Annotated in this window: 25 protein-coding genes and 1 pseudogene; 4 read left to right on the top strand and 22 right to left on the bottom strand. The window is 53.3% G+C overall.

Features of this window, described 5'->3' with window-relative positions:
- Position 1: 1 nt before the first annotated feature.
- From DQX05_RS09940 to metH, 14 genes are all read right to left on the bottom strand, one after another.
- Positions 2-763 (bottom strand): ABC transporter permease, encoded by a 762-nt coding sequence (locus tag DQX05_RS09940; RefSeq protein WP_259391886.1) that lies wholly within the window; start codon positions 761-763, stop codon positions 2-4.
- Positions 764-833: 70 nt separating this feature from the next.
- On the bottom strand, positions 834-1547 hold the full coding sequence (locus tag DQX05_RS09935) for a carbon monoxide dehydrogenase maturation protein (protein WP_119793120.1): 714 nt from the start codon (positions 1545-1547) through the stop codon (positions 834-836).
- 39 nt (positions 1548-1586) lie between these two features.
- On the bottom strand, positions 1587-2792 hold the full coding sequence (locus tag DQX05_RS09930; RefSeq protein ID WP_259391885.1) for an SAF domain-containing protein: 1206 nt from the start codon (positions 2790-2792) through the stop codon (positions 1587-1589).
- A complete protein-coding gene (locus DQX05_RS09925; protein ID WP_119793116.1) occupies positions 2789-4354 on the bottom strand; it encodes a serine/threonine protein kinase in 1566 nt (521 codons plus the stop codon). The genes DQX05_RS09930 and DQX05_RS09925 overlap by 4 nt, the downstream gene beginning before the upstream one ends.
- A 168-nt stretch (positions 4355-4522) precedes the next feature.
- A complete protein-coding gene (locus DQX05_RS09920; protein ID WP_119793114.1) occupies positions 4523-5611 on the bottom strand; it encodes an SAM-dependent methyltransferase in 1089 nt (362 codons plus the stop codon).
- Positions 5612-5694: 83 nt separating this feature from the next.
- On the bottom strand, positions 5695-6459 hold the full coding sequence (locus tag DQX05_RS09915) for an ABC transporter ATP-binding protein (RefSeq protein WP_087441807.1): 765 nt from the start codon (positions 6457-6459) through the stop codon (positions 5695-5697).
- Positions 6456-6803, bottom strand: coding sequence for a thioredoxin family protein (locus DQX05_RS09910; protein ID WP_119793113.1), 348 nt, complete (start codon positions 6801-6803; stop codon positions 6456-6458). The genes DQX05_RS09915 and DQX05_RS09910 overlap by 4 nt, the downstream gene beginning before the upstream one ends.
- Positions 6800-7141, bottom strand: a complete 342-nt coding sequence (locus DQX05_RS09905) for a cyclic-phosphate processing receiver domain-containing protein (protein WP_119793111.1) — start codon at positions 7139-7141, stop codon at positions 6800-6802. The genes DQX05_RS09910 and DQX05_RS09905 overlap by 4 nt, the downstream gene beginning before the upstream one ends.
- Before the next feature lie 29 nt (positions 7142-7170).
- The gene (locus tag DQX05_RS09900; protein ID WP_119793109.1) at positions 7171-8091 is read right to left on the bottom strand and encodes a deoxyribonuclease IV; all 921 of its coding nucleotides are present in this window, start codon (positions 8089-8091) and stop codon (positions 7171-7173) included.
- On the bottom strand, positions 8081-8926 hold the full coding sequence (locus tag DQX05_RS09895) for a DNA-formamidopyrimidine glycosylase family protein (RefSeq protein WP_119793107.1): 846 nt from the start codon (positions 8924-8926) through the stop codon (positions 8081-8083). The genes DQX05_RS09900 and DQX05_RS09895 overlap by 11 nt, the downstream gene beginning before the upstream one ends.
- Before the next feature lie 47 nt (positions 8927-8973).
- Positions 8974-9804, bottom strand: coding sequence for a TIGR01457 family HAD-type hydrolase (locus DQX05_RS09890; RefSeq protein ID WP_119793106.1), 831 nt, complete (start codon positions 9802-9804; stop codon positions 8974-8976).
- 44 nt (positions 9805-9848) lie between these two features.
- Complete coding sequence (locus tag DQX05_RS09885; RefSeq protein WP_119793104.1) at positions 9849-10940, bottom strand: Gfo/Idh/MocA family protein; 1092 nt, start codon at positions 10938-10940, stop codon at positions 9849-9851.
- Between the two features lie 288 nt (positions 10941-11228).
- Positions 11229-12170: a ribonuclease Z gene (gene rnz, locus DQX05_RS09880; protein WP_119793102.1), complete on the bottom strand. Its 942-nt coding sequence runs from the start codon at positions 12168-12170 to the stop codon at positions 11229-11231.
- Between the two features lie 190 nt (positions 12171-12360).
- Positions 12361-15798: a methionine synthase gene (metH, locus tag DQX05_RS09875; protein WP_119793100.1), complete on the bottom strand. Its 3438-nt coding sequence runs from the start codon at positions 15796-15798 to the stop codon at positions 12361-12363.
- 163 nt (positions 15799-15961) lie between these two features.
- On the opposite strand from metH, the pseudogene DQX05_RS09870 reads away from it, so the two are divergent.
- A pseudogene (locus DQX05_RS09870) lies at positions 15962-16495 on the top strand (cupin domain-containing protein).
- 45 nt (positions 16496-16540) lie between these two features.
- Here the strand turns inward: DQX05_RS09870 and DQX05_RS09865 are convergent.
- The 5 genes from DQX05_RS09865 to DQX05_RS31895 all read right to left on the bottom strand — a co-directional run bounded on the left by DQX05_RS09865 (position 16541) and on the right by DQX05_RS31895 (position 19233).
- Entirely contained in the window at positions 16541-16993 is a 453-nt protein-coding gene (locus tag DQX05_RS09865; RefSeq protein WP_119793179.1) for a FixH family protein, read from the bottom strand.
- 229 nt (positions 16994-17222) lie between these two features.
- Complete coding sequence (locus DQX05_RS09860; RefSeq protein WP_119793098.1) at positions 17223-18032, bottom strand: HAD family hydrolase; 810 nt, start codon at positions 18030-18032, stop codon at positions 17223-17225.
- Between the two features lie 31 nt (positions 18033-18063).
- The gene (locus tag DQX05_RS09855; RefSeq protein WP_119793097.1) at positions 18064-18648 is read right to left on the bottom strand and encodes a methyltransferase; all 585 of its coding nucleotides are present in this window, start codon (positions 18646-18648) and stop codon (positions 18064-18066) included.
- A 33-nt stretch (positions 18649-18681) separates the two neighbouring features.
- Positions 18682-18897: a DUF896 domain-containing protein gene (locus DQX05_RS09850; RefSeq protein ID WP_087441820.1), complete on the bottom strand. Its 216-nt coding sequence runs from the start codon at positions 18895-18897 to the stop codon at positions 18682-18684.
- A 162-nt stretch (positions 18898-19059) separates the two neighbouring features.
- On the bottom strand, positions 19060-19233 hold the full coding sequence (locus DQX05_RS31895; RefSeq protein ID WP_472924364.1) for a LysM peptidoglycan-binding domain-containing protein: 174 nt from the start codon (positions 19231-19233) through the stop codon (positions 19060-19062).
- Positions 19234-19689: 456 nt separating this feature from the next.
- Here DQX05_RS31895 and lexA point away from each other — a divergent pair, with 456 nt between their 5' ends.
- Positions 19690-20316, top strand: coding sequence for a transcriptional repressor LexA (lexA, locus tag DQX05_RS09840; protein ID WP_087441822.1), 627 nt, complete (start codon positions 19690-19692; stop codon positions 20314-20316).
- A 794-nt stretch (positions 20317-21110) separates the two neighbouring features.
- Here lexA and DQX05_RS31890 read toward each other — a convergent pair.
- The 3 genes from DQX05_RS31890 to DQX05_RS09825 all read right to left on the bottom strand — a co-directional run bounded on the left by DQX05_RS31890 (position 21111) and on the right by DQX05_RS09825 (position 22325).
- Complete coding sequence (locus tag DQX05_RS31890; protein WP_240927515.1) at positions 21111-21215, bottom strand: sporulation protein YjcZ; 105 nt, start codon at positions 21213-21215, stop codon at positions 21111-21113.
- A 518-nt stretch (positions 21216-21733) separates the two neighbouring features.
- A complete protein-coding gene (locus tag DQX05_RS09830) occupies positions 21734-21952 on the bottom strand; it encodes a hypothetical protein (RefSeq protein WP_119793093.1) in 219 nt (72 codons plus the stop codon).
- Between the two features lie 88 nt (positions 21953-22040).
- Positions 22041-22325, bottom strand: coding sequence for a DUF4183 domain-containing protein (locus tag DQX05_RS09825; RefSeq protein WP_119793091.1), 285 nt, complete (start codon positions 22323-22325; stop codon positions 22041-22043).
- 448 nt (positions 22326-22773) lie between these two features.
- On the opposite strand from DQX05_RS09825, the gene DQX05_RS09820 reads away from it, so the two are divergent.
- Together DQX05_RS09820 and DQX05_RS09815 are read left to right on the top strand one after the other, a co-directional pair.
- Positions 22774-23163, top strand: coding sequence for a hypothetical protein (locus tag DQX05_RS09820; protein ID WP_119793090.1), 390 nt, complete (start codon positions 22774-22776; stop codon positions 23161-23163).
- Positions 23150-23788: an O-methyltransferase gene (locus tag DQX05_RS09815; RefSeq protein ID WP_119793088.1), complete on the top strand. Its 639-nt coding sequence runs from the start codon at positions 23150-23152 to the stop codon at positions 23786-23788. Before DQX05_RS09820 ends, DQX05_RS09815 begins: the two co-directional genes overlap by 14 nt.
- The last annotated feature ends 190 nt before the right edge of the window (positions 23789-23978 follow it).

The raw sequence follows: 23978 nt of genomic DNA, 5'->3' as shown, positions 1-23978 counted from the left end.
CTCACCCCGCTTCACCTGGATCGGAACGCGCTATCGCGCCTGACTCCGCCATGAGCCATTCCGCCAGCTTCTTGTGATGATCGGCGAATCCATTCCGCTGCTTCCGCTGCTCCTTCATCAGCTGCTGAATATACCAGGCAAGCAGCCTGCCCTCGTCTACGGCGTTGCGGAAACCGGCCGAGTACGGAATCATGAACACGGGTGCCTCCGGCCTGTATTGACGCCGAATCCGGACATCATTCTGCCGGATATCGTTATCATACATTCCTAATATATAGGCGGAGGCGGGAGAACCCCGATCGCGGAAGGCGGCATCCAGCGAAGATCGCTGTTGGCTGGCGACGAGCAGCGTCCCATGGGCCCGCACCCCGACAGACTTCGCCATATCGTCATCTTCTCCGCCTGCGTCCCACAGCACGATGTCGTATCTTTTCTCCGCCAGCCTCATTATTCTCTGTATCCATTGGTGCAGCTTGGCTCTGCCAGTCGATCGTTCATGTTCGTCGTCGAAGCCCGGGAGCGTATCGAGATTGCGCATGACGGGGATCGTGAAGGGCACGAGGAGATCATCCTCCGCTTGTTGATGCTTCAGCATGCGAAGCAGGTTGCTCCAACCGTTCGGAGTGGTGCGATAATGAATCGAAGAGGCGGCCTCCGGCTTCGGCAGGAGCGCCTCCAGACCCCTGCCCCGCTGCTCGGCATGAATGAGCAGCACGCGCAGCTGCCAGCCCCAGGCGAGCGTCATTCCCAAGCATGCCGTCAAGGAAGTGCCTCCGCACATTCCCCGTCCTGCCGAACGTATCATCCAATGCTTGCATAGCGGCATTTTTGCATTACCGTCCTTTCGTCGTGTCCTTCAGGCATTTTCTCCATTCTTTGTCTGCCAGCGGACCTGCGATCCGTTCCGCCAACTCGCGCCATGCTCTTTTCGTTCCGCGCGCATAGGCCTGAAGACGCATCGTTCCCGCATGCTCCTGATCCATCTTCGCCGCCCAATCCCGTTCGTCTTCGGGAATAACTACCGCGTCCTCTGACCAGCACTGCTCGAATCCCGGCTGATACAGCTCTTTCACGAATTCCAGCTCGGATTCCGGCTCCAGAGAACGGAACAGCACTGGAATGAATGCGAGCGGTTCCCCTTCCTGATCGCGCTGGAAGGCAGCCAGCCACTCTCTGTTCTTCGCGATGTGATAGCTCTCTACAGTCTGGCAGAGGAAGCGGCAATCCGCTTCCGACCATTGCGCGGGAGCAAAAAATGCAGCTGAATCCGTATCGATGAGGACATCATCATAGCTCGGTAGCTCCTCTTCTTCCCGCTCCAGTCTCCGGAACGCGTCCATCCAATTCGAGCATCCGGTCAATACGTCGAAGCCATTCCAGTTGAGCGGACTCATGGTCGGGTCCGGTCCGGCAACCCGGTACGCGCTCCATTGCGCCTGGGTCCCGTCAATCAACAGTACTTTGCGCTGCAACCGGGCAAGCAATGTGCATACCGCAAATAGATGCTCGCTCTTATCCACGCTTCCGATAAATACCGCGCTAGACATTCGAATTCCCCCCTATCTTCTTCACTTCCACTTCTGCCGTTAGCGGCGGTCAGGCTCGGAGAAGATCGATTCGTGCTCCGTCACATTTTCTATACGATCTCCGGAGCCGCCTGCTCCTTGCTGCGATTCCTCCTCCGGAATGGAATGAACCGGTTCATCCGACGACGAGGGCTGCGCAGGCCTTCTGTCCGGCTCCTGCTCTGTTCCGGCGCTGCCGGGAACCGTATCCGGCAATGGCCGCTGCATGTCCTGGGCCAACCATTCTGTCGACGTGCCGCCCTTCGGACCGACGAACGGCGAATTCCTTACCGCCTCCGGCGCTCTTCCCGTTAGTGGCGACGCTCCGCCGGGATGAGCGGGAACGGGATAACCGGCCGCTTCTTGCGTCCCTTGTTCCGGACTCATTCTTGCCCCGCCGGAAGTGTCCCGCTCGGCGGCCTTGTCGGCCCATGCCTTTTCCATCTGTCCGCGAAGACGGGAGACTAGTGCCGTCTTGGCCTGCTTCGCGATATTCGGGTTCGATTGCATTAGCTTCAGCACCTGTTCATTGGGCGGATAATTGACTGCCGCATCCTTTTGCAGATGAGGTTCGATATACCGCAATGCATAAATCTGACCTCCATGCAAATAAGCGTCCACACAGGCGCTGGAGAACGACAACCGTTCACGCTCATCCATCTGCAGCCAGATAGTGGACTCCTGCAGCTCATGAACCGCCTTGCGGGACAGGATGACATAATCTTGGCCATCCGGGAACCGGATGCGCACATCAATCGCATCGCGCTTGCTCAACAACAGCGGCAGTTGAATGACCGCCGTCTCTACCCAGCGCATATCATCCGCCAGCCGCGCCTCTTCATACAGCATCGAGGCGAGCACCGGAGTTTTGGCAGATACATCGATTTTCAGCACTTTGCCGACGGCGTCATCCACCTCGCCCACCCGGCCTGCCGGAGCAGCCGATTTCGCGATCTCCCTCTGCTTCAGATCAGCCCTGCTAATTCGGGCCCCGGCTTGGAGCGGCCGCTCGAATACCCATATCGCCGCCTGCTGCTTCTCCCGTTCTGCCGCCAGCCGCTCCAGCCGATCGAATTCCTGCTTATATTCGGCTTCCACCGATGCCCGCAGAGCTAATAATTGGCGGTCGGACCACCACAGGTAGAACCCGAACAAGATGCCTGCCGCCGCCGCGCCGCATAGAGCGGACCACGCCATTTGCTTGCTTCTCCGTGTCCATCGTCTCAACTTCGCACCTCTCCTTTGCCAAGTTTCTTCTCCTTCATCCATCTTCCGAACCGATTCAGCCAGCTCCTGCCGGTACGGCCCGACCCTACAAGCTCTTCCGTCCAGCGTAAGGCATCCTCGCTCCACTCGAATGGATTCGCCTGATGCGGCAGCTTCACCACACCTCTGCAACGCCCGCGAAGCCAGTTCGGCCGCCAGGCAGGGTAGGCATCCGCATGTGCGATGGCTGCGAACCAATGCGTGCATTGGTTCGCTTCGAGCCTTCGGGCCGCCTCGCGCAGCTCTTCCCGGCGCCAGGGAGCCGCGCTGCCGACGAGCACGGGAATCTGAGCCCGCTCGAACTCCTCTATCCGGCGTCCGGTTGCATCCACTCCCGTATCAAGCACGACGTATTCGTACCGTCCAAGCAAATACGGCAGCAGATTGCCCTGCCCCCAACGGTAGCAGGTCACGCCATGCAGCCGAACTCCTTCGGCCGCATCTCCCGCCGTCTTCCGGCCCGCTCGAATGCTCTCCATCGCATCCGGCTCCTCGCCTTCATAATCCGCCTCTACGGCGCGAATTACCGCACCGTCCGCCTCATCTGAGGCATCAACGTAGGCTGCCCTGCCCAATTCCCCCGCCGACAGGTGATATGCGCACATGAGTGCCGCATGCGTCGCTCCGATTCCGGAGGAAGTGCCGTGAAAAGCAATCACCACTCCGGCGCCTGTCCTCCCTGCAGCATAAGGAGGTGCGTTGATGCCCACTCTGGAAGGACTGTCCTCCGTGGCAAACGGCCTTAATACTTCGAGCAACTCCTGTGCCGATTGATAGCGATGTTCGGGACGGATGGCCAGCAGCTTGACGAGAAGCGGAAGGAAGCCGGCCGGAACATCATCGGCCAGACATTGCGGCTGAAGCGGAATCTTTCCCTTCCAGCGGCCATCTGACATCATATACGCCAGCAGAGCGCCTATCCCATACAGATCAGTGCGGGCATCGCTCTGCTTGCCCTCGTACTGCTCCGGCGCGGCGAACCCGACTGTGCCAAGCTTCACCGTATCGTGCTCCTTGTCTGCATCGACGTTGCGGGCGATTCCAAAATCAATCAGCTTCACCTGGCCCTGCCGGGTCAGCATAATGTTCGACGGCTTCATATCGCGAAAGACAATTGGCGGTTGCTGGCTGTGCAAATAAGACAAGGCTTCGCAAACCGGTACCGCGTAACCGATTGCCTCGGTGAACGAAACCGGCCGCTCCCGCATTCGTTCTCCCAATGTCACCCCCTCGATATATTCCATGACGAGATAGGCTCTTCCCGATGCGTCGGGCCGATAAAAGTCAACAATCAAGGGAAGATGCGGGTGGCGCAAAGCCGTCAGCAGCCTCGCTTCATGTACGAGTTGCTCCATGTCCCTGGTCACGGGCTTGGAAACCTTTATCGCCCACTGCTTCCCAGCCAGCCTCTCGTCTTCCGCCAAATAGACGGAACTCATCCCCCCGCTTCCGAGCAATCGGACAATGCGGTACCTGTCGTGCAGCAGTTGACCCGGCTTCAGGCTATATCCATGTTCCAGCAATGCAATCCCCCCTAGACAACGCAAAAAAGCACCCTGAAAACGAACCATCGTTCGTAATCAGGGTGCTTCCCTGTGTGCACGCTATGTTTTGATGCTAGTGTATAAGATTTGCAGCGGCTTGTCCAGCCTTATTTCGAAAAAGATCGTGCCACGGTGCATTTAGCATCATTAATATTTCATCATATAAAGTGTAATCTCGTCCCGATTATGGAACAACTGCTTTGCCCGGATGATTTGGGCATGCTCGGCATACATGGCCGTTACATCGCGAATCGTCTGCAGCGGCTTTTTGTGCATCAATTTTACGGTGACGAGGATCGTTCCCCCCGCAATCACACCGTCCAGCAAGCGGATAACCATCTCTGCCGTCGCTTTGGGGCTCCAGCTCATATCGCAGACGAGCAGATCGAACTCATTCGGCTCCACCGGGACATCGGCAGCATTCCGCTTCACATACGTCAACTGCGGGTGCCCTATCAAGCTCGGATGCATTTTGGCCGGGTCGATCGCGGTAACGTGCACTCCCCGCTCCAGCAAGAGGCTAGTCCAGCCTCCCGGCGCCGCGCCGACGTCCAGTGCATGCCGATAAGCAGAGTAATCGAGACCGAATGTCCGTTCCGCTTCCAGCAGCTTGAACTTGGCGCGGGAGATTTGCCCTTCCTCCCTCTGGAACCGCATCGCTCCGCCCGGCCAATCGGATCCCGCTTCCGCGGAAGTCATCATTCCGGCATAGATTGCATCCTCGCTAATCACAACAGATACGATAACATCCGGTTCGGCGAGTACTGTCTCTCCTCCAATCCGTTCGATTACGGAGAGGAACGCCTCCCGGATCGCCTTATCTTCCTCTGTCCGCGCCCCGCCGGACCGAACATGGACGGCGACCCGCATGCCGCTGCCGGATTGGAGACCGGAGCCTGCGCTCAACCGCTCCAGCCATAAGGCGCACATCGCCTCCAGTTCTTCCGCCGGACCATTTCCAAGACCCTCCTCGCGCTTGAGCGCCAGGTGCACCGGCTGAATATGCCGGCCGAAGATCGGCGGCTCCTGCTGCCATCGTTCCATCGCTTCAGCGGAACCGGCTGGAAGCTCCATCAAGGCCATCTCGCCAGGAACGAGCATGCGGCTCTTCAGTTGACCGAAGCTTCTGCGCAGCTCCTCCTGCGCATACGGGATATAACCGTGATTGGAGGTGATAATCCAATGGGATGACGGTGTATAATGTGACTCCAGAATCAATTCTTGTACGGATTCCACGTGGGCAAACCTCCAGCTTTGTTGCGAATATCAATCGCTATATTGAACATCATTGCAAAACTATAATTTCAAAAAGACAACGCTCACGGAACCCGTATCCATGGTCGATCATTCGTCCAGTCCACCTGGACAGGCATATCGAAGGTCTCCGAGAGCAGCTCCGGAGTCATCACCTCGCGCTTCAGCCCGGACGCGACCATCCTCCCCTCATGCAGCAGCGCGACATGCGTGAAAAGCGGGATGATTTCCTCCGAATGATGCGTCACATAGACAATCCCGAGATCGCGTCCCGAGAGCAGCGCCATATCTTCAAGCAGCTTCTCCCGTTCATAAATATCGAGGCCGGAGCACGGCTCGTCCATAATAAGCAGCTCGGGATCGCCCATCAATGCGCGGGCAAGCATAATTTTCTTGCGCTCCCCTTGCGAGCAGACGGCAAGCGGCTGATCCGCCAGACGGCCAAGATGGAATTCCTCGAGCAATTGCTGGGCCCGCTCCTTCACTTCCTTCGGAATCTCCTGGTAGAAGCGCAGCCAAGCGAAGGCACCAGTCGCCACCACTTCCCACACCGGGTCGCGCAGCGTTAATTTTTCGACGAGCGATTGACTAATATATCCGATCCGTTGTCTCACTTCTCTTACATCGCACTGACCGTATGTATGACCAAGCACGCGGACGGTTCCGCTGGAAGGAAATTGGTAGGCGGTTATCAGTTCAAGCAGCGTCGTCTTCCCGGATCCATTCCGTCCCAGCAGCACCCAGTGCTCCCCCGGGTTTACGCTCCAGTTCACGTCATCTAAAATGGTTCGCTCTTCTCTCTGGAACCTGATCTGTTCTAGCTGTATCACAGCAATCCCCCGCCCTTCAATCGTTCATACATATAAGTTACCGAATGAAATGCATAAATCTTCTCCGGCCCGCTCTCCCGTTCCGTCGTGTCTTCTCCCCAGAGCAGAAGACAAGGGACGCTCTCGATGCGATGCGCCTGCACCAGTTCAGCGGCATCCAGCACATTGACCGAAGCGATCGCAAGCTGGGGATAAGATTGCTCCAATAGAGTTAGCATCCGTTCAGCAAGCCGGCACGTCCCGCAAAAGGGGCTGTACACATAGAGTGACCGCCGGCTTCCTGGAGCCGTGACCGGACGACCTGACATAAAGTTCTGAAGCTCTAGCCCGCGAACCGGGTTCACTGCTTCTCCATCCTAACCCGCTCAAGCGTATCCCAGCCCATGGGCCCGTTATGAAGCTTCACGGAGTCCGGCTTATGCTTATACAGCTGCTGGTACATCCGTTGTCTCCCTTCCGGGCAGGAAGTATGGAGATAGATTTCCTCCTGCGGATAAAGTCCGCGGCGCACCATTTCCAACACAAGCTCCGTTCCCGTGGGCTCGTCCGGCCCCAGATCATGATCTAGCGACAAAATACCGACACGCTCCTCTTCCAGAAGCAGCAGACATTCCTCCATATTCCGCGCCAGCACGAATCCGTCCGGACAGCGCCGCCAGTCGTCCAGGTAGACATGAATCATCGCATTCCCTCTTTCCCTTCACCATGAAATCATTTGTTGTCGGCCCGAACTGCCTGCTTCAGCCTGTTCCACTCGGGAACATGTCCGTATTGTCCGCTGCCTGGCGTCTCCAGAATGAGCGGCTTGCCGCGGATCCCTTCAGCCATTGCCAGTCGGGCCAGATCCTCGATGCCGATATGCCCGTCTCCCAGATTAGCGTGACGATCTTGGCGTGAAGCATAGACTTCTCTTGAATCGTTCAAATGAATGACCTGCATATGCGACCAATAACCGAGCTCATGCCCCTTGGCAACCAAATCATCGGTCTTGGAAGGATCCCACAAGCCGCTGACGAACGCATGACAGGTATCGAAGCAATAGCCGATTTTATCGGAATAGCGGCTTAACTGCCTGACTTGGATAAGCTCCTCCAGCGTTACTCCGAGGCCGCCATGACTGCCCGCCTGATTCTCCAACAGAAGCAGGGCGCGCCCGTTCCAGACGGCCAGCACCGTATCGATCGTACGAATAATGTTCCCATAGGTGCGCAGCAGAAGCTGATCCCCATCGGACTTGCCTTTGAACATACCGAAATGGACGACTGCTCCAATCGATCCGCAGGCTTCCGCAATCATCAAATCATTCAACAGCGATTGAACCGTCGCTTGGAACCGCTCCGGCGCCTGTTCGGCATCGACCGCTAGATTCGTCGGATACGGTGTATGAACGACGGTATGAATCCCGTGACGTTCACATATCTCCCGAGCCGCCTTCGCCTCATCCTCGTAGCCGAGCTTGACAGACAAGCCCCTCGGGTTCTTACTGAAATATTGATAGCAGCCAAGGCCGAACGCCTCCTGCAATCGGACCGCGTCACGCGCGGCATGGCTATACCCGCCCCGCAGCGACAAATGACAACCGTATTGCAGCGCAAAGCTGCCGTCTCCCCTCCCCGGGAGACTAGGATTCATCCGCTGACGGCAGCGGCTGGCACTGCGGACAGTAATACGCAGGCTTCCGTTGGATCTGCATTTCTTCAATCGGCGTGCCACAGCGCGGGCAAGGCTCCCCTGTCTTGCCTGCGATTCCCCATGAGAGTGAAGCCGTACTGCCGTCAGCTGCCGCTCCGCTCCCATCCTGCCGCTCGATCGCTTCCTGAAGCACATGAATCATTGATAAATACAACCGGTCAAGCTCTTCTTCCTGCAGTTGATCAACACGCATAGATGGGCGAAGTCCGGCGGCGAACGCGATGTTATCCGCATACCGGCTGTCAATTCCGGCCAGCAGCGCGGGATTCATCAAGGCCGCCTTCAAAGTCGACCACCGCCTGGCGAACCGTTGGCGGAACCGCTCCGCCGTCAAATGGCGGGACAATGGATCAGGACCCTGCTCCCGCTGCTGTTGATCCAGCTCCTTCGCCGTCAGCAGCAACAACTGGAGCGACCGCGACTTGACCACGGTCACCGCCATGCTGTCCAAGCGGAGCGAAAATACAGGCTTGCTTGCGCTTGCGGCCGTTTTCAGTTCCTCGTCCTCCGCACCGGATTCGAGCCTGTCAATATGAAGCTCATCCTCCTGGCCCAACCGTAGCACCAGGCGATGACCATTATCCAGATGAAAAATAAGATCCGTCCCTCTTCGTTCCACAAATAAAATTTGTCGGCCAAGAGCCTGATCATGCATACGTTCCATTTCCACGTTCAGCCCGGATAAGCGCTGCATATCCAATATGCGGATATGCTGACCTACCGTATGCTGATCCAACCGTTTCCGGTAACCTTCGATCTCGGGAATTCCCGGCATCGAGCATCTTCCTTCCTATGTCTATAAATTAATGGCGTTAATTCCGCTTATTCGTTAACATACGCTTGATCCATGAACCACAACCGCAGCTCCTCCAGCGTATCGCATATCATATCGGGATTGACTCCCGAGCGCTTCTGATAATCCTCACGGTTGGCCGCTGTCGTAATGCCTGTCAATACAAGCGCCGTCCGGCAGCCCGCCTGCTGGCCTGCCAGCATGTCAGTCATCATATTATCGCCGATGACGATGGCTTCCTCCGCACGGCAGCCCAGCCGTTCCAGTGCGGCGTCCATGATGATGCGGCTCGGCTTCCCGATCACGACAGGTTCAACTCCCGAGGCCGCCTGGATCGCCGCCCCGATCGAGCCGGCTCCGGGAGAGAATCCCCGGTCGGAAGGTAGCATCAGATCCGGATTCGTAAGAATCGAGAGCGCTCCCTTGCGCACTGCGGCTGCGGCCGCTTCCAGCTTCGCATAGCTCATATTCCGGTCAATTCCCTGAACGACGATATCGATCTCATCATTCCATACGGCCTTTACATCCGCCGTCCACGTAATTCCGGCATCCGTCAACGCTTGCTCCAGGCCACGTTCCCCGATCATAAAAACGCGGCGGCCCTGAAATTTCTTCTGAATATACGATGCAGCAGCTTGCGCCGACGTGAGCACATCCCGGCTTTTCGCATTGATTCCGAGCCCATTCAGCATCTCAGCAACTTCCTCCGGCGTACGCGACGAGTTGTTCGTCACGAATTGATACGGAATTCGGAGCTGCTGCAAGGTCGAGATCAGCGCATCCGCTCCTTCAATCATCGTCGATCCGTGATACATGGTTCCATCCAGATCAATGCAGGCATACCATTTCGTGTCCATCATGATGCTTCCCCATTCCTTTCTTCGCTTGCCGTAAGCAGTTCTGTCTAAGCCTGCCGCTCCAGGTCGGTACGGATGACATGATCCACCCACTGCTCCACCGCATTGCCATCTGCCAAGGTCGGAACGATATCCGACCAGCGATCATCTCCAGACAATCGCAAAATGAAATGATGAAGCGCCGCAAAGTGGCTGTCCTGAAAGACGCCCATCGTGGCCTTTTCATCCGGGAGCAAATACAGGCTGTCCGGTTCAGGGAGCGCAGGCTGCTGTCCGTTCAATAAATGAAGGGCCGGCATCTTGTCCCGTTCCAGGTCGCATGTGATGCTTCCCTTCGTACCGACAATGTCTATCCGGAACGCATCAGCGCCATAAGCAATCCGGGATACTTCCACCATCCCATGGACGCCGCTCTCTGTCTTATAGGTCATGACGCCCCAATCATCGACATGAACCGGGACGCGCTCTTCCGAGCCGGCCGTCTTCGGCCGCTCCGGCACAAACGTATGTACATGGCCATCCACGCTCGCGAAATCACCGAACCAGTGACGGATCAGATCAAGCGCATGCACACCGATATCCGTAATGGCTCCTCCGCCGGACAGCGAGTCGCTCAGCCTCCAACTGAAAGGCCTTGATTCGCTCAAATATCCGGAACGCAGATAAGCGATTTTGCATTGCAGGACTTCGCCGACCAGCCCCGCCTCCAGCCAGGACCGGATGCGCATGACAGCCGGGTGATAACGAAATACAAATGCGAGCTGCTGCGGGTGCTGTGCAGGGATCTCCGCTACCAACTCTTTCGTCGCCTGCGCATTGTCCGTTACCGGCTTCTCGCAATATACAGCCTGCCGGCAGGCGACCGCGGTTCTGACTTGATCTGCGTGTAACGCATTCGGCGTGCAAATGCTTACCGCATCAGAGCCTTCAATCTGAAGCGCCTCTTCCAACGAATTCGTAATATGGGCAAATCCGATGCGGCGTGCCTGGGCGCCCACCTCTTCGGGCCGTCTGGTGACCAACGCATGGAGGTATAGCTCCACATGCAGCGGCTTCACAATCGGCAGCGTTCTCAATGCGATCATGTGGGTTTTGGCGATCGTGCCGAACCCTACTATAGAGAAACCAAGCTTCTGCATGGAGAATCCCACCTTTCCTTCTTCCCGGCCTTCGCTCACGATAGCATGCCGGGAAATACTCAACTTTGATCCATTGTAAAGAACCGCCACTCCGCTTGCAAGGCTGGATATTAGAATGATCCCTCGATTTTCGACGGTACGCCGCGTCGATCGGCGTCGAAATTCCCTCTAAGTCTCCCGTTCCGCCCCGGATGGCGCCTCCTTTGTCAACTTGTGCGCTTTCCCGGAAAATAATACGCCGAAGCGTCCGGGCTTCGCCAAACAACGGCACTCCGAGTACAGGCTTCGCTAGCGGCTATTGTCCGGTTCCATCGCGAGCGGAACGGCGAGCAGGTCGTCGGCGAGCACAGTGGAGGGAAAGATCGCCCTCGCCTCGGCCAGCAAATGAGCCAGTGTCTCCTCTTCTTTGTAGCGCGAGCTGAAGTGGTTCAGCACCAGCTTGCCCGCGCCGGCCTTCAGGGCGATGGCGGCTGCATCCGCGGCGGTGCTGTGGCCATATTCATGCGCATTGTCGCGCTTGTCTTCCATGAACGTAGCTTCATGAACAAGGACATCCACCCCTTCCGCCAACCGTACCGCGTTCTCGCACGGACGCGTATCGCCTAATATCGCGACCGTCTTCCCCGGTATCGGTTCTCCCAGGACGGCAGCAGCCGCAATGCGCCGCCCGTCCGGCAGCGTGACATCCTCCCCGCGCTTAAGCTTGCCATAGATCGGTCCGGGTGCGATGCCCATCCGCTCAAGCACCTCGATGCGCAGCTTGCCCGGACGGGCCAGTTCCTGAACCCGGTAGCCATAGGAAGGCAGACGGTGGTCCAGCGGCAGCGCGGTGACGCGGAAGCTGTCGTCAGACCAGATTAAGCCCGGCTCAATCTCCTGGATATGCAGCGCATAGGGCAAATGCGTATCACTTACTCGAAACGCGGTCTCCATGAATTCGCTCACCCCTGCCGGTCCGAACACCGTCAACGGGTCAACCCCACCCTGATAAGCTCTGCTGGACAACAGTCCCGGCAGCCCGAACAAATGATCCCCGTGCAAATGCGTAATAAAAATAAATTCGCACTTGCCAAGCTTCAATGGAGAACGAAGAACTTGATGCTGCGTCCCTTCGCCGCAATCGAACATCCAGAACGTTCCCCGTTCTTCCTGTAAGCGCAGCACGAGACTGCTTACATTGCGCCGGGTACTCGGCATGCCAGCCCCCGTGCCGAGAAAATAAAGATCCATGGCCTTGTCTCCCCCTTTACTTCATGATATAAAATAATTTCGGTTACTGATAGTACATTCGTAGTAAGCTATACCCAACTGCGCATCGTTCGATTCCGCCCCTGCCCCTATAAAACAAAATCTCCGCACCAGCCTGGAGAGAAAGCGGTGCGGAGTTGCCGTTGTGTGACCCATTATGCTGAAAGGCTCCTTACGCCTTATCCACGTTGAAGTACGTTCCTTGCGGATGAGCGAACACCATCGCGGTGACGGAGGCTTCCGGCTCCATCATGAAGCCTTCCGTTAAGTGCACGCCGATATCCTCCGGCTGCATGAGGCGGAACAGCGGCTCCTGATCCTCCAGGTTCGGACAGGCCGGATAACCGAACGACACCCGAATGCCCTGGTATCTGGCGCCGAACCGTTCCTTCATCGTCATCTCGTCAGGATCGGGGATACCCCATACTTCCCGCATCATGTGGTGAATCCGCTCAGCCAGACCTTCCGCCAGCTCCAACGCCACCGACTGCAGGGCGTGGGAACGCAAATACTCTCCTTGCTGCTTGAATTCATCCGAACGTTCGCGGACTCCTTTCCCGGCCGTTACGACCAGAAAGCCGGCATAATCCATGACGCCGCTCTCCTTCGATCGCAAGAAATCGGCCAGACACATATAAGGCTCGACCTGCTGCCGCGGGAACGTGAAGGTATGCAGCACTTCATCCTGCCGCTCCGGATTATAAATATGAATAGAATCCCCTTCCGACTGTGCCGGGAAGAATCGGTACATCGCGTTCGCCTGCAGCACGCCGCTCTCCGCTTCCTCGCGTAATATCCGATCTACCGTCTCCTTCAGTTCAACCGTCTTCGGATCGCGCTCTTTCAAACGCTGCTCGACGGACCCGCGCATGCCGAGGTGATGCCCAAGCAGCATCTGCATGTTCACGTACGGAATCACTTGCGGCACGGGAATATTACGCAGAACGTGGCGTTCCAGATCCGGCGGAAGATGCACCGGTGCTTCCTTGATCGCCGAGCGGACCGCACGGGTCAGCTTCGGCAGCTTCTGCACCCCTTCCTCCTCCTTCGCCAGCCGTTCCTTATGCGCGCGCAGCTCATCGACGAGAAGCTGCCGTTCCTCGGCGTTCATCAGCTTGTTCGCCAAGTCCAGCCCCTCCATTGCATCCTTCGCATACAGGACAAGGCCGTCATATTCTGGAATAATCCGGTTTTTCGTAAATTTGCGCGTCAGCGCCGCACCGCCCACCATAATCGGCACATCGATGCCGGCGCTCCGCAGATCTTGGGCGGTCACAACCATCTGTTGCGCCGATTTGACCAGCAGACCGGATAAGCCAATCGCATCCGGCTTTTCTTTGCGGTAAGCTTCAATCAGTTGCTCAGGCGGAACTTTGATTCCGAGATTAATAATTTCATAGCCGTTGTTGGACAGAATGATTTCAACCAGGTTTTTCCCGATATCATGGACGTCGCCTTTTACGGTAGCGAGCAATATTTTCCCCTTGACTGCAGATTCGTTCTTCTCCATATGCGGCTCGAGGAAGGCAACGGACGCCTTCATCACCTCCGCGCTCTGCAGCACCTCAGCAACGATCAGCTCATTGTTATTGAACAGGCGTCCAACCTCTTCCATTCCTTTCATCAGCGGGCCGTTAATTATGTCAAGTGGCGAGTATTTGTCTAGGGCAAGCGTCAGATCCGGGGTAAGTCCTTCCTTCGTGCCCTCCACTATATAAGAAGCAAGCCGTTCCTCCAACGGAAGATCGTTCGTTTTCACCTTCTTCTCTACTGTCCGGTTGCGGAACGCGGCCACGAACTCGGCAAGCGTCTCGTCATTCGTCTCGTAGAGAAGCGCCTCGGACAGCTTCCGCTCATGCTCCGGTATGGAGGCATATCGCTCCAGCTTCTCCGTATTGACAATCGCGTAGTCGAGTCCCGCCTTGGTGCACTCATACAGAAAGACCGAATTCAGCACTTCCCGGCCGGCTTCCGGCAAGCCGAACGATATATTGCTGACGCCGAGTATCGATTGGCAGCGGGGCATCGCTTCTTTGATGAGGCGAATGCCTTCGATCGTTTCTTTAGCCGAGCCGATATATTGCTCATCCCCGGTTCCGACCGGGAACACCAGCGGATCGAAAATAATATTTTCCGGCTCGATGCCAAAATTATTGACAAGGATGTCATAGGAGCGCTGAGCGACCGCCAGCTTATCCTCCCGGGTAATGGCCTGTCCGCGCTCATCGATCGTACCGACGACGAGCGATGCGCCATAACGGTGCACTAATGGCACGACGTTCTCGAATTTTTCCAGTCCGTCCTCCAGGTTAACCGAGTTAATGATCGCCTTGCCTTGCGTATATTTTAATGCCAGCTCCAGCACTTTCGGATCCGTCGTGTCGATGACGAGCGGCACTTTGACCTTCTTCACCACTTCTTGCAAAAACCCGCGCATATCCTCTGCCTCATCCCGATCCGGATCCTGAAGGCACACATCGATGACATGAGCTCCACTCTTCACTTGGGCACGCGCCACCTCTGCCGCTTCTTCGATCTTGCCTTCACGGATTAGCCGCTTGAACTTGCGCGAGCCCAGCACGTTCGTCCGTTCGCCGACCATGTATGGGCGGCTCTCATTCTCGATGTATACCGTCTCGATTCCGGATACGGCCGGCGGGTGGCTTCCGACTTGCTGGCGAGGCTCGTATTTATCCAGCTCCTCTTTCAGCACACGGATATGCTCCGGCGTCGTCCCGCAGCAGCCGCCTGCAATATTCAGCCAGCCCTGCTCGGCGAAGGTGGCTATTTTGCGAGCGAGCGATTCCGGGGATTCGTGATAATGTCCGTTCTCGTCAGGCAGGCCCGCATTCGGGTAGCAGCTAATCGCCGCCCGGCTAATCGCGGAGAGCGAGCGCAAATGATCGCGCATGAATTCCGGTCCGGTCGCGCAGTTCAATCCGATCGACACTGGCTTCAGATGCTCGAGGGAAATATAGAAGGATTCAATATTTTGTCCGGCAAGGGTCGTTCCCATCGGCTCGATCGTGCCCGAAATCATTAACGGAAGCTTCTGTCCTGTCGTCTCCATCGCGCGTTGAATAGCAATCGAACCGGCCTTCACGTTCAACGTGTCTTGAGACGTCTCCAGCAGCAGCGCGTCGACACCCGCTTCAATGAGAGCCAGGGCTTGTTCGTAATAGGAATCTACCAATTGATTGAAGGTAACCCCTCCGGTGACCGACAGCGTTTTCGTCGTTGGGCCCATCGCTCCGGACACATAGCGCGGCCAATCTGGCGTGCTGAACTTCTTCGCCGCCTCTACCGCCAGCTTCGCCGCCGCGAGGTTCAATTCCCGGGCTCGCTCCTGCAGATCGTACTCCGCGAGCACAATGCTGGTGGCGCCGAAGGTGTTCGTCTCCAGAATGTCAGCCCCAGCTTCAAGGTATTGTTCGTGTATTCGTGAAATGACTTCAGGACGAGTCAGGACGAGCATTTCGTTACATCCGTCCAAATGTTCGCCTCCGAAATCTTCCGGCGATAAATCCGCCTGCTGAATCATCGTTCCCATCGCACCGTCGAGAATGAGAATACGTTCTTGAAGTCGTTCTTCTAATGTTGGTTTCTTCATCCTTCTGCCCACCCTCTGTCAAACGTTTAGAACCTAGTTTAACAGAAGTGCAACGTTTAGGAAAGACTTGCGATCTTTTCGCTCGATTGGCTCTTGCCCATTCATTTCCTGTGTACTATAATACAATCACAATTATTCTGATTATGAAAGTAGGGATTGGCGAATGGCTGAGATTCGGATTCGAAACACGAATAAAAAGATTACAGGAGAAGAAAACGTTCGTAATTTCCTGGAGGGGCAAGGCGTGCTGTATGAGCTTTGGAATCCGAACAAATTAGACGCCTCCCTGCAAGACTAATTTGTGCTAACCGACGACGAGAAGCAGGCGATCCATGACACATTCGATGTTGAAATCCGTGACTTGGCCACGCGACGAGGCTATCGGACATGGGACATTATCGCGCTTTCCGACGCAACGCCGAATATTGAAGAGCTGCTCAAAAAATTCGAGCAAGTTCATACTCACACCGAAGATGAAGTTAGAGCGATAACCGCCGGCAACGGCATCTTCGTTATTAAAGGATCCGATGACCTCGGCTATATGGATGTCATTCTGTCAGCTGGGGATATCATCTCCGTTCCGGAGAATAAGCCGCACTATTTCACCTTAATGGATAATCGCAAAATCGTAGCCGTTCACTTATTTATCGAAACCGAGGGCTGGGTCGCTCGTACGTATGCGGATCCATCGCAATGAACGGTCAAAAAAGCCCTGTCGCCATGACAGGGCTTCCTTGCTTGTTTACTTGACTTGGAATTGCTTCTTCGGCATCGAATGCATATCCCGTGCTGTTACATGGGAGATCACATTATAGGTGCCCGGCTTATCAAACGTATGCTCGAATTGATATGTACCATCCTGCGTGAACGAACCTTCGGCCCGCTCATGCTGCTCTTCCCCTTCCAGCCAATACTCGAACTCTACTATGTCCGCATCATCCACCGCTTGATCGCTCTGTGTAACGCGGGCGGTTATCGTGACAGGCTCATTCGCTTTGACTTCCGCAGGAACCTGCAGGTCGACTTTAATCAAGTCCGGTACCGCCCCATCTTGCCCATACTCATCGTGCCCGCTGTGATCGCCGGAGCCATTGTGGCTCGCATGCTCTCCGCCGTTGCTATTGCCATTTCCGCAGGCTGCAGCGAAAATAAGCATCATGCAAAGCGACAGCGCCAACATTGCCTTCTTCATCATGCCCATTCACTCCTACTCCTTAGCTATTCCAACCTCACTATGCATTCATTATAAACAACAATACTTCGCAAGATATGACTCGATCGGGCTAGATCCTGAACAGTTATGTGACGGTTATGTGACATTCATCACACCAGGATTTGTGCATAGCAGGTCCGCGGCGTACAATTTGACCCCCATCAAGCAAGAAAGCCTGCCCTTCAGGCAGACTTCCCTATCATTTGTAGGCTTACTTTAACGCCGCTTGATTTATCGATTCAATCACGCCGGTCAGTTCCATTAAGTTGGTTATTTCGTGTTCGGGCCGGATATTGCCGGTCAATGTCAAGCCCTTGCGATTAATCCAGGCATGATGCATTCCAACATTTTGCGCCCCCAATATATCCGTGGTCAGCTTGTCCCCAACCATCAAGCCTTCATGAGGGCCGATGCCCAGTAATGACATCGCGTGGCGGAACAGACTTGGTGCAGGCTTCCCTTCCAAATGATGACCGGAGATGACGACATGATCGAAGAACGGAAGGATATCCGGTATGCCATCAAGCTTTTCCTGCTGCAAATCCGGAGCCCCATTCGTTAAGAGAAGCAATTGATAATGAGGCTTCAACGCCCGCAAAATATCATACGTCTCCTCATATACGTAAGAACGCGCCCGACGTTCGCGCATAAATCGCTCCGCCAGCTCCGCTCCCAGCGTCTCATCCTCGCACCCCGATTGGCGAAGACCTGTCGTCCATGAGGCGGTCCGGTAAGCCGGCGCCAACTGTTCCAGGCTGCGGAACTGCTCATGCTCTCCCCCGGTAAAATGCCCCCATAACGCCTCAAAAGGATTGATGCCAATATTGGTCGTGAAGCCGTAGGTTGCATAGTTTTCATATAACGCTCTTGCAGCGTTCCGCACTTCGGTCTCCAATTGTTCCGCGTCGACTCCCGCTGTGGAGTGCGCATATTGACACACAGCCGCAAAGGCTTCCTCCACACACCGCTCATCCCACAGCAGCGTGTCATCCAGATCGAATAATACAGCACGTATGGCCATTGCGTCTCCCCCTGTCTCCACTCCGGCAAAACTACTTCTTCGGCTTCACGAAGACGACCTTATCCGACTGCTCCGTCTCATTGGACTTGTCGTTCTTGTCTGCTTTTGAACTCTCTTCGTACGCTATCCGGTTCTGGGCAGCGAACTGCTGCAGCCGGGCATGCATCGCTTCGATGTCATAGCGGTTCATCATGCGGGAGAACACCCAGTTCGTGCCTTTGCCGTTCTTTTCAATAACGATGAAGCCAGGCTGATACGTTATTTTTTTGATGTCCTCCACTTTGAGCGTACGCAGCCGATTCCATTTTGTCGTGCTTAGGTCGTCTTTCGTGACCCGTAAAAAGGGCCGGCGCAAAAACAGCATCAATGCCAATGCCAAATAACAAATAACAGTTATCCAGTACAGCGTCGGAGACGGCAGGTTCGTGCCAACACTGCCAAGCAGCGCATAAATGATCGTGAACCCGGTCAATATCAAAGGAAGAATAAAATTCCGGCCCTTGAATTCATCGAACTCAGCCGTATGGGAGGCTATCCCCGGCTTGCCCTGCTTTTTGAGTTGCTTGTTCAACTGAGCGCTATTGCGCCGTACTTGACGTTCCCAACTACGCGACATCCCATCCAGACCTCCTATATATGCCTAAACACTCTAATGAACGGTACTTCCCGGTTGATTGTTCTGTTCGCCTTCTTCGTCTTCCACATAGCGAATGCTGTCCAACTTGTTGCGTACCTGCTGCCGGAACAATACGAGGTATTGCTCTCTTAGCGCGGCCCGTTCTGCCAGTTCCTCCGAGTTAAGCCCTACGCTCTTATGCTTGCGGGCCAGCTCGTTGATGCGGGCGATCAATTTATCCATGTTCATCTTGTACCCTCCATACCCTGGTGCATATCTTCTACTTTGACATGCTGCATCAGCCTTGTCAAGCAAGCTGACGGCGAGAGAATACAAGAAGCACGTCTTCGGCCTCAATGGGAAAGAAAAGCGGTGATATGAGAACTATGATCCGTCACGGCGGAAATATCGTCAAGAAAATATCGGCACGTCAATGACGATGCCGGATTGCAGCGTATGCCCTCTTAAATCATTCAATTGAATAATCTTGTATATGTATTCACGGGTATCCATTCCGTTCGGCTTGTATTCGGTCGCGATCTCCCACAGGCTATCCCCGGGCTGAACAAGTACGTGCTCCATCACAACAGAAGGCTGCTCGGATACCGTGTCGTCACCCCCCCATGCTTGGACGATTCCCGCACACAAAAGGAACAACAGCCCAAAGAGAAATATCGCTCGAATCATTTTCCTTCTATTATCACGGTTCTGCTCTACAGGTTGATACATAGATGATATTGCTTCCGTTCGATATGCATAATTCCGTCTCGGGTTATATACCACTTGGCTCATGTTCGCCCACTCCCCAAACACTTGTTCTATTCTTGTTGTCCATAATGTAACACGAACATACGTTCAGGTCAACAGTTTTTAAAGAACGTGCGTTCTCTTTTTTGTTCCCCAAATTCCTTTAAATGATGCTTCTCGAAAGGAACACGAAAAAAACCGCATAAAATCAAGGTTTTTTAGAACTTACGTTTGTGCGAACGGAGGTTCTATGGTATAATTTTGACAAAAGAGCATTCATTGGAGTTGATATCTTTGTCTAAAATATCAAGTCGACAACAAGCGATCCTTGATTTTATACGTGATGAAGTCCGCACCAAGGGTTATCCTCCTTCCGTCAGAGAGATCGGGGAAGCTGTCGGCCTCGCATCGAGTTCTACGGTGCACGGCCATCTGGACCGGCTGGAGAAGAAAGGCTTTATCCGCCGGGACCCAACGAAGCCAAGAGCGATCGAACTGCTGAGCGAACAATCGGATCGCCATTCGGAATTCAGCCATGCCGTGGCTCGCGTTCCCGTCATCGGGAAGGTAACGGCCGGCGAACCGATTACGGCGACAGAGAACATCGAAGATTACTTCCCTCTTCCGGTTCATATGGTGGGAGATGATGACAACATCTTCATGCTATCCGTTGTCGGCGACAGCATGATCGAAGCCGGAATACATAACGGAGACTACGTTATCGTTCGCCAGCAGCAGACAGCGAACAACGGCGAAATTGTCGTGGCCATGACCGAGGAGAACGAAGCGACCGTAAAGACCTTCTACAAGGAACGCGATCATATCCGCCTTCAGCCGGAGAATCCGACATTTGAGCCGATCCGGTTGAAGCATGTGACGATTTTGGGCAAGGTGATTGGGTTGTTCCGTGATTTTCATTAATAGTTACAATTCAATGGGAGCAAGTGTAGAGCAGCCGCTTGGGATACAGTAGTTCTGTATTCGGAAGCGGCTTTTTGACGTGTCACCATGCTGTGGAACAGACCGTAAAGGAGCTTGGGAAGCTGGACATATTAACGTATTTGCGATGTTCTATCTGACGAAGGCGGCAATGGTCCAATTCGCAATCCGGCGTCATTATTAACACCGCCTCCGTCACCGCGTACCACGGAAGTGTAAATTTACTGGATTATTTAACGGGAAACAGTCCCATGACTCGATGATTATTAAGTACTCATTATTCCTGATACCGTGCGCTTTACTTATGCCACCACGATTCGACAATTTGATGGGCGACAGTTGGATTGTACCCTCTCCCAATCAGATATGATACGGCTGCCGCTTCGCGCAACGCATGTTCAACCGATATGCAATGCGCTTCCCTTAATCCGTTTTGCACCCATGGCTCAACGGTCTGTAATGTTTCCATCTTTAAATTTTGTGTCTCCGGACAATAATGCGAATCGGAATGAGGATAAGAATAAGGGTCCATGTATGACCACGGGTTAACAGACATTGCATATGGTTGGTAATGGTAACTCACTGAAAAACAACTCCCCTCAAAGTTCATACCCCCATCATATGCCTATGGACCAATAATGCTCCTGTTCAGAAACAAATTATTAGTTGTAAGTCCTCCCATTACCCGGACATACAAAAAAACGGCCCTGCTGAATAAGCAGGGCCTTGTACAGTAGACTGCCTTTAATCGCAAGGCAAAGACTCATTAGGGCCTATTAATAAATAAATGCACGGGAAACGATGACTAGCAGAATAAACAACACCAGAATTACACCTGTCGACGTCCAAAGTCCTCCAACACCACAAGTAACTCCACCCATTTGAGTTACCTCCTTTCTCTTGGTACTCCCATGATATTAGAATTACGGGCGGTTTGACTTGGCTATAACCCATAGGCGCAAAATTTGGGCCGTTAGTGCGAACGCCGCTCTCAAAATAGTGAGTGACCTTGCTGCTCCCAGGAGTCAAAGTGTTGTGACATCACTTTCAGGTTAGGTAACCCACAGCTATAGCACAATCATTGAAAGCAATTACTCATAATGTAATATAGAAAGGAGGTGGCTTGAATGAGACGTCATCGTAGAACAATCACTGTTGTTCTAAAACGAGGTCAGAAAGTATTGGTAGTGTGCAGAAGAAGACGGAGAAGACATTGTTGGTAATTACTCATTTGAGTGGAGCACCGTACTCAGTGTTCGTGCTCCTTCCCTTCTGCTGACGGCCTTGTTCTAGCCTTTCGGCGTCTTCAGATGAGTGCAGTTTTCTGCTGCCGTTGGGGCACCTCCCCCGTGTATTCGTAAGAAAAAAAAGCCTCGGACTAATCCGAGGCCATAGAATACTAGCGGTTTTTAATGAACAACCAAACATCGAGAAAGATAAGACGGTCGGTATCCCTGAATTTGGAATAACGACCGTCTTTTCGCTTTCTAATTCTACCTTCAAAGCTGGATTCTAACTTCATCAGCTTTCGTATTCTTTTCAAATTTACGGTAAAGATCGCCATCGCGCCGATTGCCGTTTTGGCTTCCAGGCCAGCTTCCTTGCTTTTTTTGATCATCTCCTGCAGTTGCTCAATCCATCACAGGCTCTTCTGGTGCTGGAAGGAGCCTCACATGCCCTGTTCAACGCAAACGAAACCGCAGAAGTTAAGTTACAACAAACTCAACTAGTACCGGTGTTGCAGGGTCAAGCGTATCGCCATCCGGAATCGTTATCGTTGTTACGGTCACAGTGGACGAATTACCCATTTGGCCAATGCCGTTGATAAAAAGATTGTAATATGCAAAAGAGGCTGGAAATGCCGTTGCAGCCGTGCTGGCATCATTAGTAAATGCAGTCGCCGCAATCGCAAACGCAGCACCCGTCCCAGTCCCGTCACCGATGGTTGCATTGAATCTCCGGTTTGCGAGAAACGGTTTAATAATTGCCATTTACTCCCCCCCTTACTCATGATGATCATATCTAATGCCAGTTCCCCATAAAACGGACTATGTAAGTGACATTCTCTTAGTGAGCTTTTCGGAAAATCGTTTCGCCTATGTCGTATGAAGCAAAAAGCCGACAGCGAAGCCTTCCATCTCAATCATTGAATCATATACAATTTCATTCCATCAAAAACGCATCCTACGGGTATCAAAAACAAAAGTATTCGGTGGCGCATTTGGCAATCACTCTCACGGATACCTTATGCCCTGCATCAATACTTGTCCCAATGCCATCTCCCCCAGGACCTGTGCCGTAAACATCATTGTACTTGGACCTTTTTAGAGAAATAAATACTATGGTCTCTTTAAATGTATATTGACATATTGTATACGTTTGTATACAATTCATAACAAGATAATATGTATACAATCGTATACAAGTGGAGGGTATAAAATGAGAGATGAAATATTTAGAGACTTTAAGAAAGAGAGACATTATCATGGTGAACGTTACAAAGGAAAAGATAGTTCCCACCAGCGAGGTCCAAAAACCTTTCGTCGAGGGAGAGCAATTGCTTTTTTAGAGATGTTGAATCTTAAGCGTTCCACCATTAAACAACAGTTGGATCAACCAGAGTTTGAATCGATTCATCAAATTTTGGTTGGTGAATTAAAAGCCATCGATATGGTCATCAACGAATTTATTCAGTTATTTGAAATACACATAAGTGAAGCCATGGAAATACCCAAGACAAAGAATGAAGAATCGGAAACTTCTGTGTCGGAGAGCAAAGATTTCAAAGCTAATGATGAGAAAGGAAGTGACTCTGATGAAACCAATTAACAGTTATATCGATGCCGTATTTTATAAACAAGATGCTCTTTTGGAGGGTGTTATCTCGTCCATACAAGAAAACGGGATGCCTGCTATATCGATATCTCCTTCCTCTGGAAAACTCCTGACGATGCTTGTTTCCATTTCAGGAGCTAAAAATGTGTTGGAAATAGGGGCTCTGGGAGGCTATAGCGGGGTTTTCCTAGCCAGAGGATTCGGTCTCGAAGGAAAATTGACTTCCCTCGAATTAGAGGAAAGTTACGCAGAATTAGCATACAGCAATCTTTCTAAAGCTGGTTTTGGTCATCAAGTCACCTATGTTACCGGACCAGCTTTGCAAAGTCTTGAAAAATTAGTTGCTGAGAATAAACGATATGACTTTTTCTTTATTGATGCTGACAAAGAAAATTATGAAAATTACCTGAAATATTGCATAAACCTCGCGGCACCGAGCGCTTTAATCGTTAGTGATAACGTACTGGCAGGCGGCTCTGTAGCGGATCAGGACGCTAAGCCCAAGAGTTATACGGAAATAATGAAAAAGTTCAATGAAACCGTGGCCAATCATCCTCAATTAGAATCATTGCTGATTCCAATAGGTGATGGGATGACCGTTTCCAAAGTTAAAAAATAAAAGGATAACGGAAACCTCGACGCCTTAGAGCGCCAAGGGCTTCGATAATTTATATTATATTGATCGCGTCCCGCTGATGAACCTGTGGTTATCGGGAACATCATGTAACTTCATACGGTTTCTTAATTTTGTCGGTGAAATATGGTTTTGTGGGTGATTCTTTACACAAAAGAGCCCCGGTGTGATGTGT

It is taken from the genome of Paenibacillus thiaminolyticus (assembly GCF_003591545.1).
GTDB classification, from domain to species: Bacteria; Bacillota; Bacilli; order Paenibacillales; family Paenibacillaceae; genus Paenibacillus_B; species Paenibacillus_B thiaminolyticus_A.
Note: the sequence above shows the minus strand (reverse complement) of the source record. Positions and strands in the feature narration are given on the sequence as shown.

What these genes read in the sequence shown, in the direction of transcription:
- DQX05_RS09935 (WP_119793120.1), bottom strand. Translation starts at nt 1,547, where the DNA reads ATGTCTAGCGCGGTATTTATCGGAAGCGTGGATAAGAGCGAGCATCTA.
- DQX05_RS09905 (WP_119793111.1), bottom strand. Translation starts at nt 7,141, where the DNA reads ATGATTCATGTCTACCTGGACGACTGGCGGCGCTGTCCGGACGGATTC.
- DQX05_RS09900 (WP_119793109.1), bottom strand. Translation starts at nt 8,091, where the DNA reads ATGAATCCTAGTCTCCCGGGGAGGGGAGACGGCAGCTTTGCGCTGCAA.
- DQX05_RS09895 (WP_119793107.1), bottom strand. Translation starts at nt 8,926, where the DNA reads ATGCCGGGAATTCCCGAGATCGAAGGTTACCGGAAACGGTTGGATCAG.
- DQX05_RS09890 (WP_119793106.1), bottom strand. Translation starts at nt 9,804, where the DNA reads ATGATGGACACGAAATGGTATGCCTGCATTGATCTGGATGGAACCATG.
- DQX05_RS09885 (WP_119793104.1), bottom strand. Translation starts at nt 10,940, where the DNA reads ATGCAGAAGCTTGGTTTCTCTATAGTAGGGTTCGGCACGATCGCCAAA.
- rnz (WP_119793102.1), bottom strand. Translation starts at nt 12,170, where the DNA reads ATGGATCTTTATTTTCTCGGCACGGGGGCTGGCATGCCGAGTACCCGG.
- metH (WP_119793100.1), bottom strand. Translation starts at nt 15,798, where the DNA reads ATGAAGAAACCAACATTAGAAGAACGACTTCAAGAACGTATTCTCATT.
- DQX05_RS09865 (WP_119793179.1), bottom strand. Translation starts at nt 16,993, where the DNA reads ATGATGAAGAAGGCAATGTTGGCGCTGTCGCTTTGCATGATGCTTATT.
- DQX05_RS09860 (WP_119793098.1), bottom strand. Translation starts at nt 18,032, where the DNA reads ATGGCCATACGTGCTGTATTATTCGATCTGGATGACACGCTGCTGTGG.
- DQX05_RS09855 (WP_119793097.1), bottom strand. Translation starts at nt 18,648, where the DNA reads ATGTCGCGTAGTTGGGAACGTCAAGTACGGCGCAATAGCGCTCAGTTG.
- DQX05_RS09850 (WP_087441820.1), bottom strand. Translation starts at nt 18,897, where the DNA reads ATGAACATGGATAAATTGATCGCCCGCATCAACGAGCTGGCCCGCAAG.
- DQX05_RS31890 (WP_240927515.1), bottom strand. Translation starts at nt 21,215, where the DNA reads ATGGGTGGAGTTACTTGTGGTGTTGGAGGACTTTGGACGTCGACAGGT.
- DQX05_RS09830 (WP_119793093.1), bottom strand. Translation starts at nt 21,952, where the DNA reads ATGATCAAAAAAAGCAAGGAAGCTGGCCTGGAAGCCAAAACGGCAATC.
- DQX05_RS09825 (WP_119793091.1), bottom strand. Translation starts at nt 22,325, where the DNA reads ATGGCAATTATTAAACCGTTTCTCGCAAACCGGAGATTCAATGCAACC.
- DQX05_RS09820 (WP_119793090.1), top strand. Translation starts at nt 22,774, where the DNA reads ATGAGAGATGAAATATTTAGAGACTTTAAGAAAGAGAGACATTATCAT.
- DQX05_RS09815 (WP_119793088.1), top strand. Translation starts at nt 23,150, where the DNA reads ATGAAACCAATTAACAGTTATATCGATGCCGTATTTTATAAACAAGAT.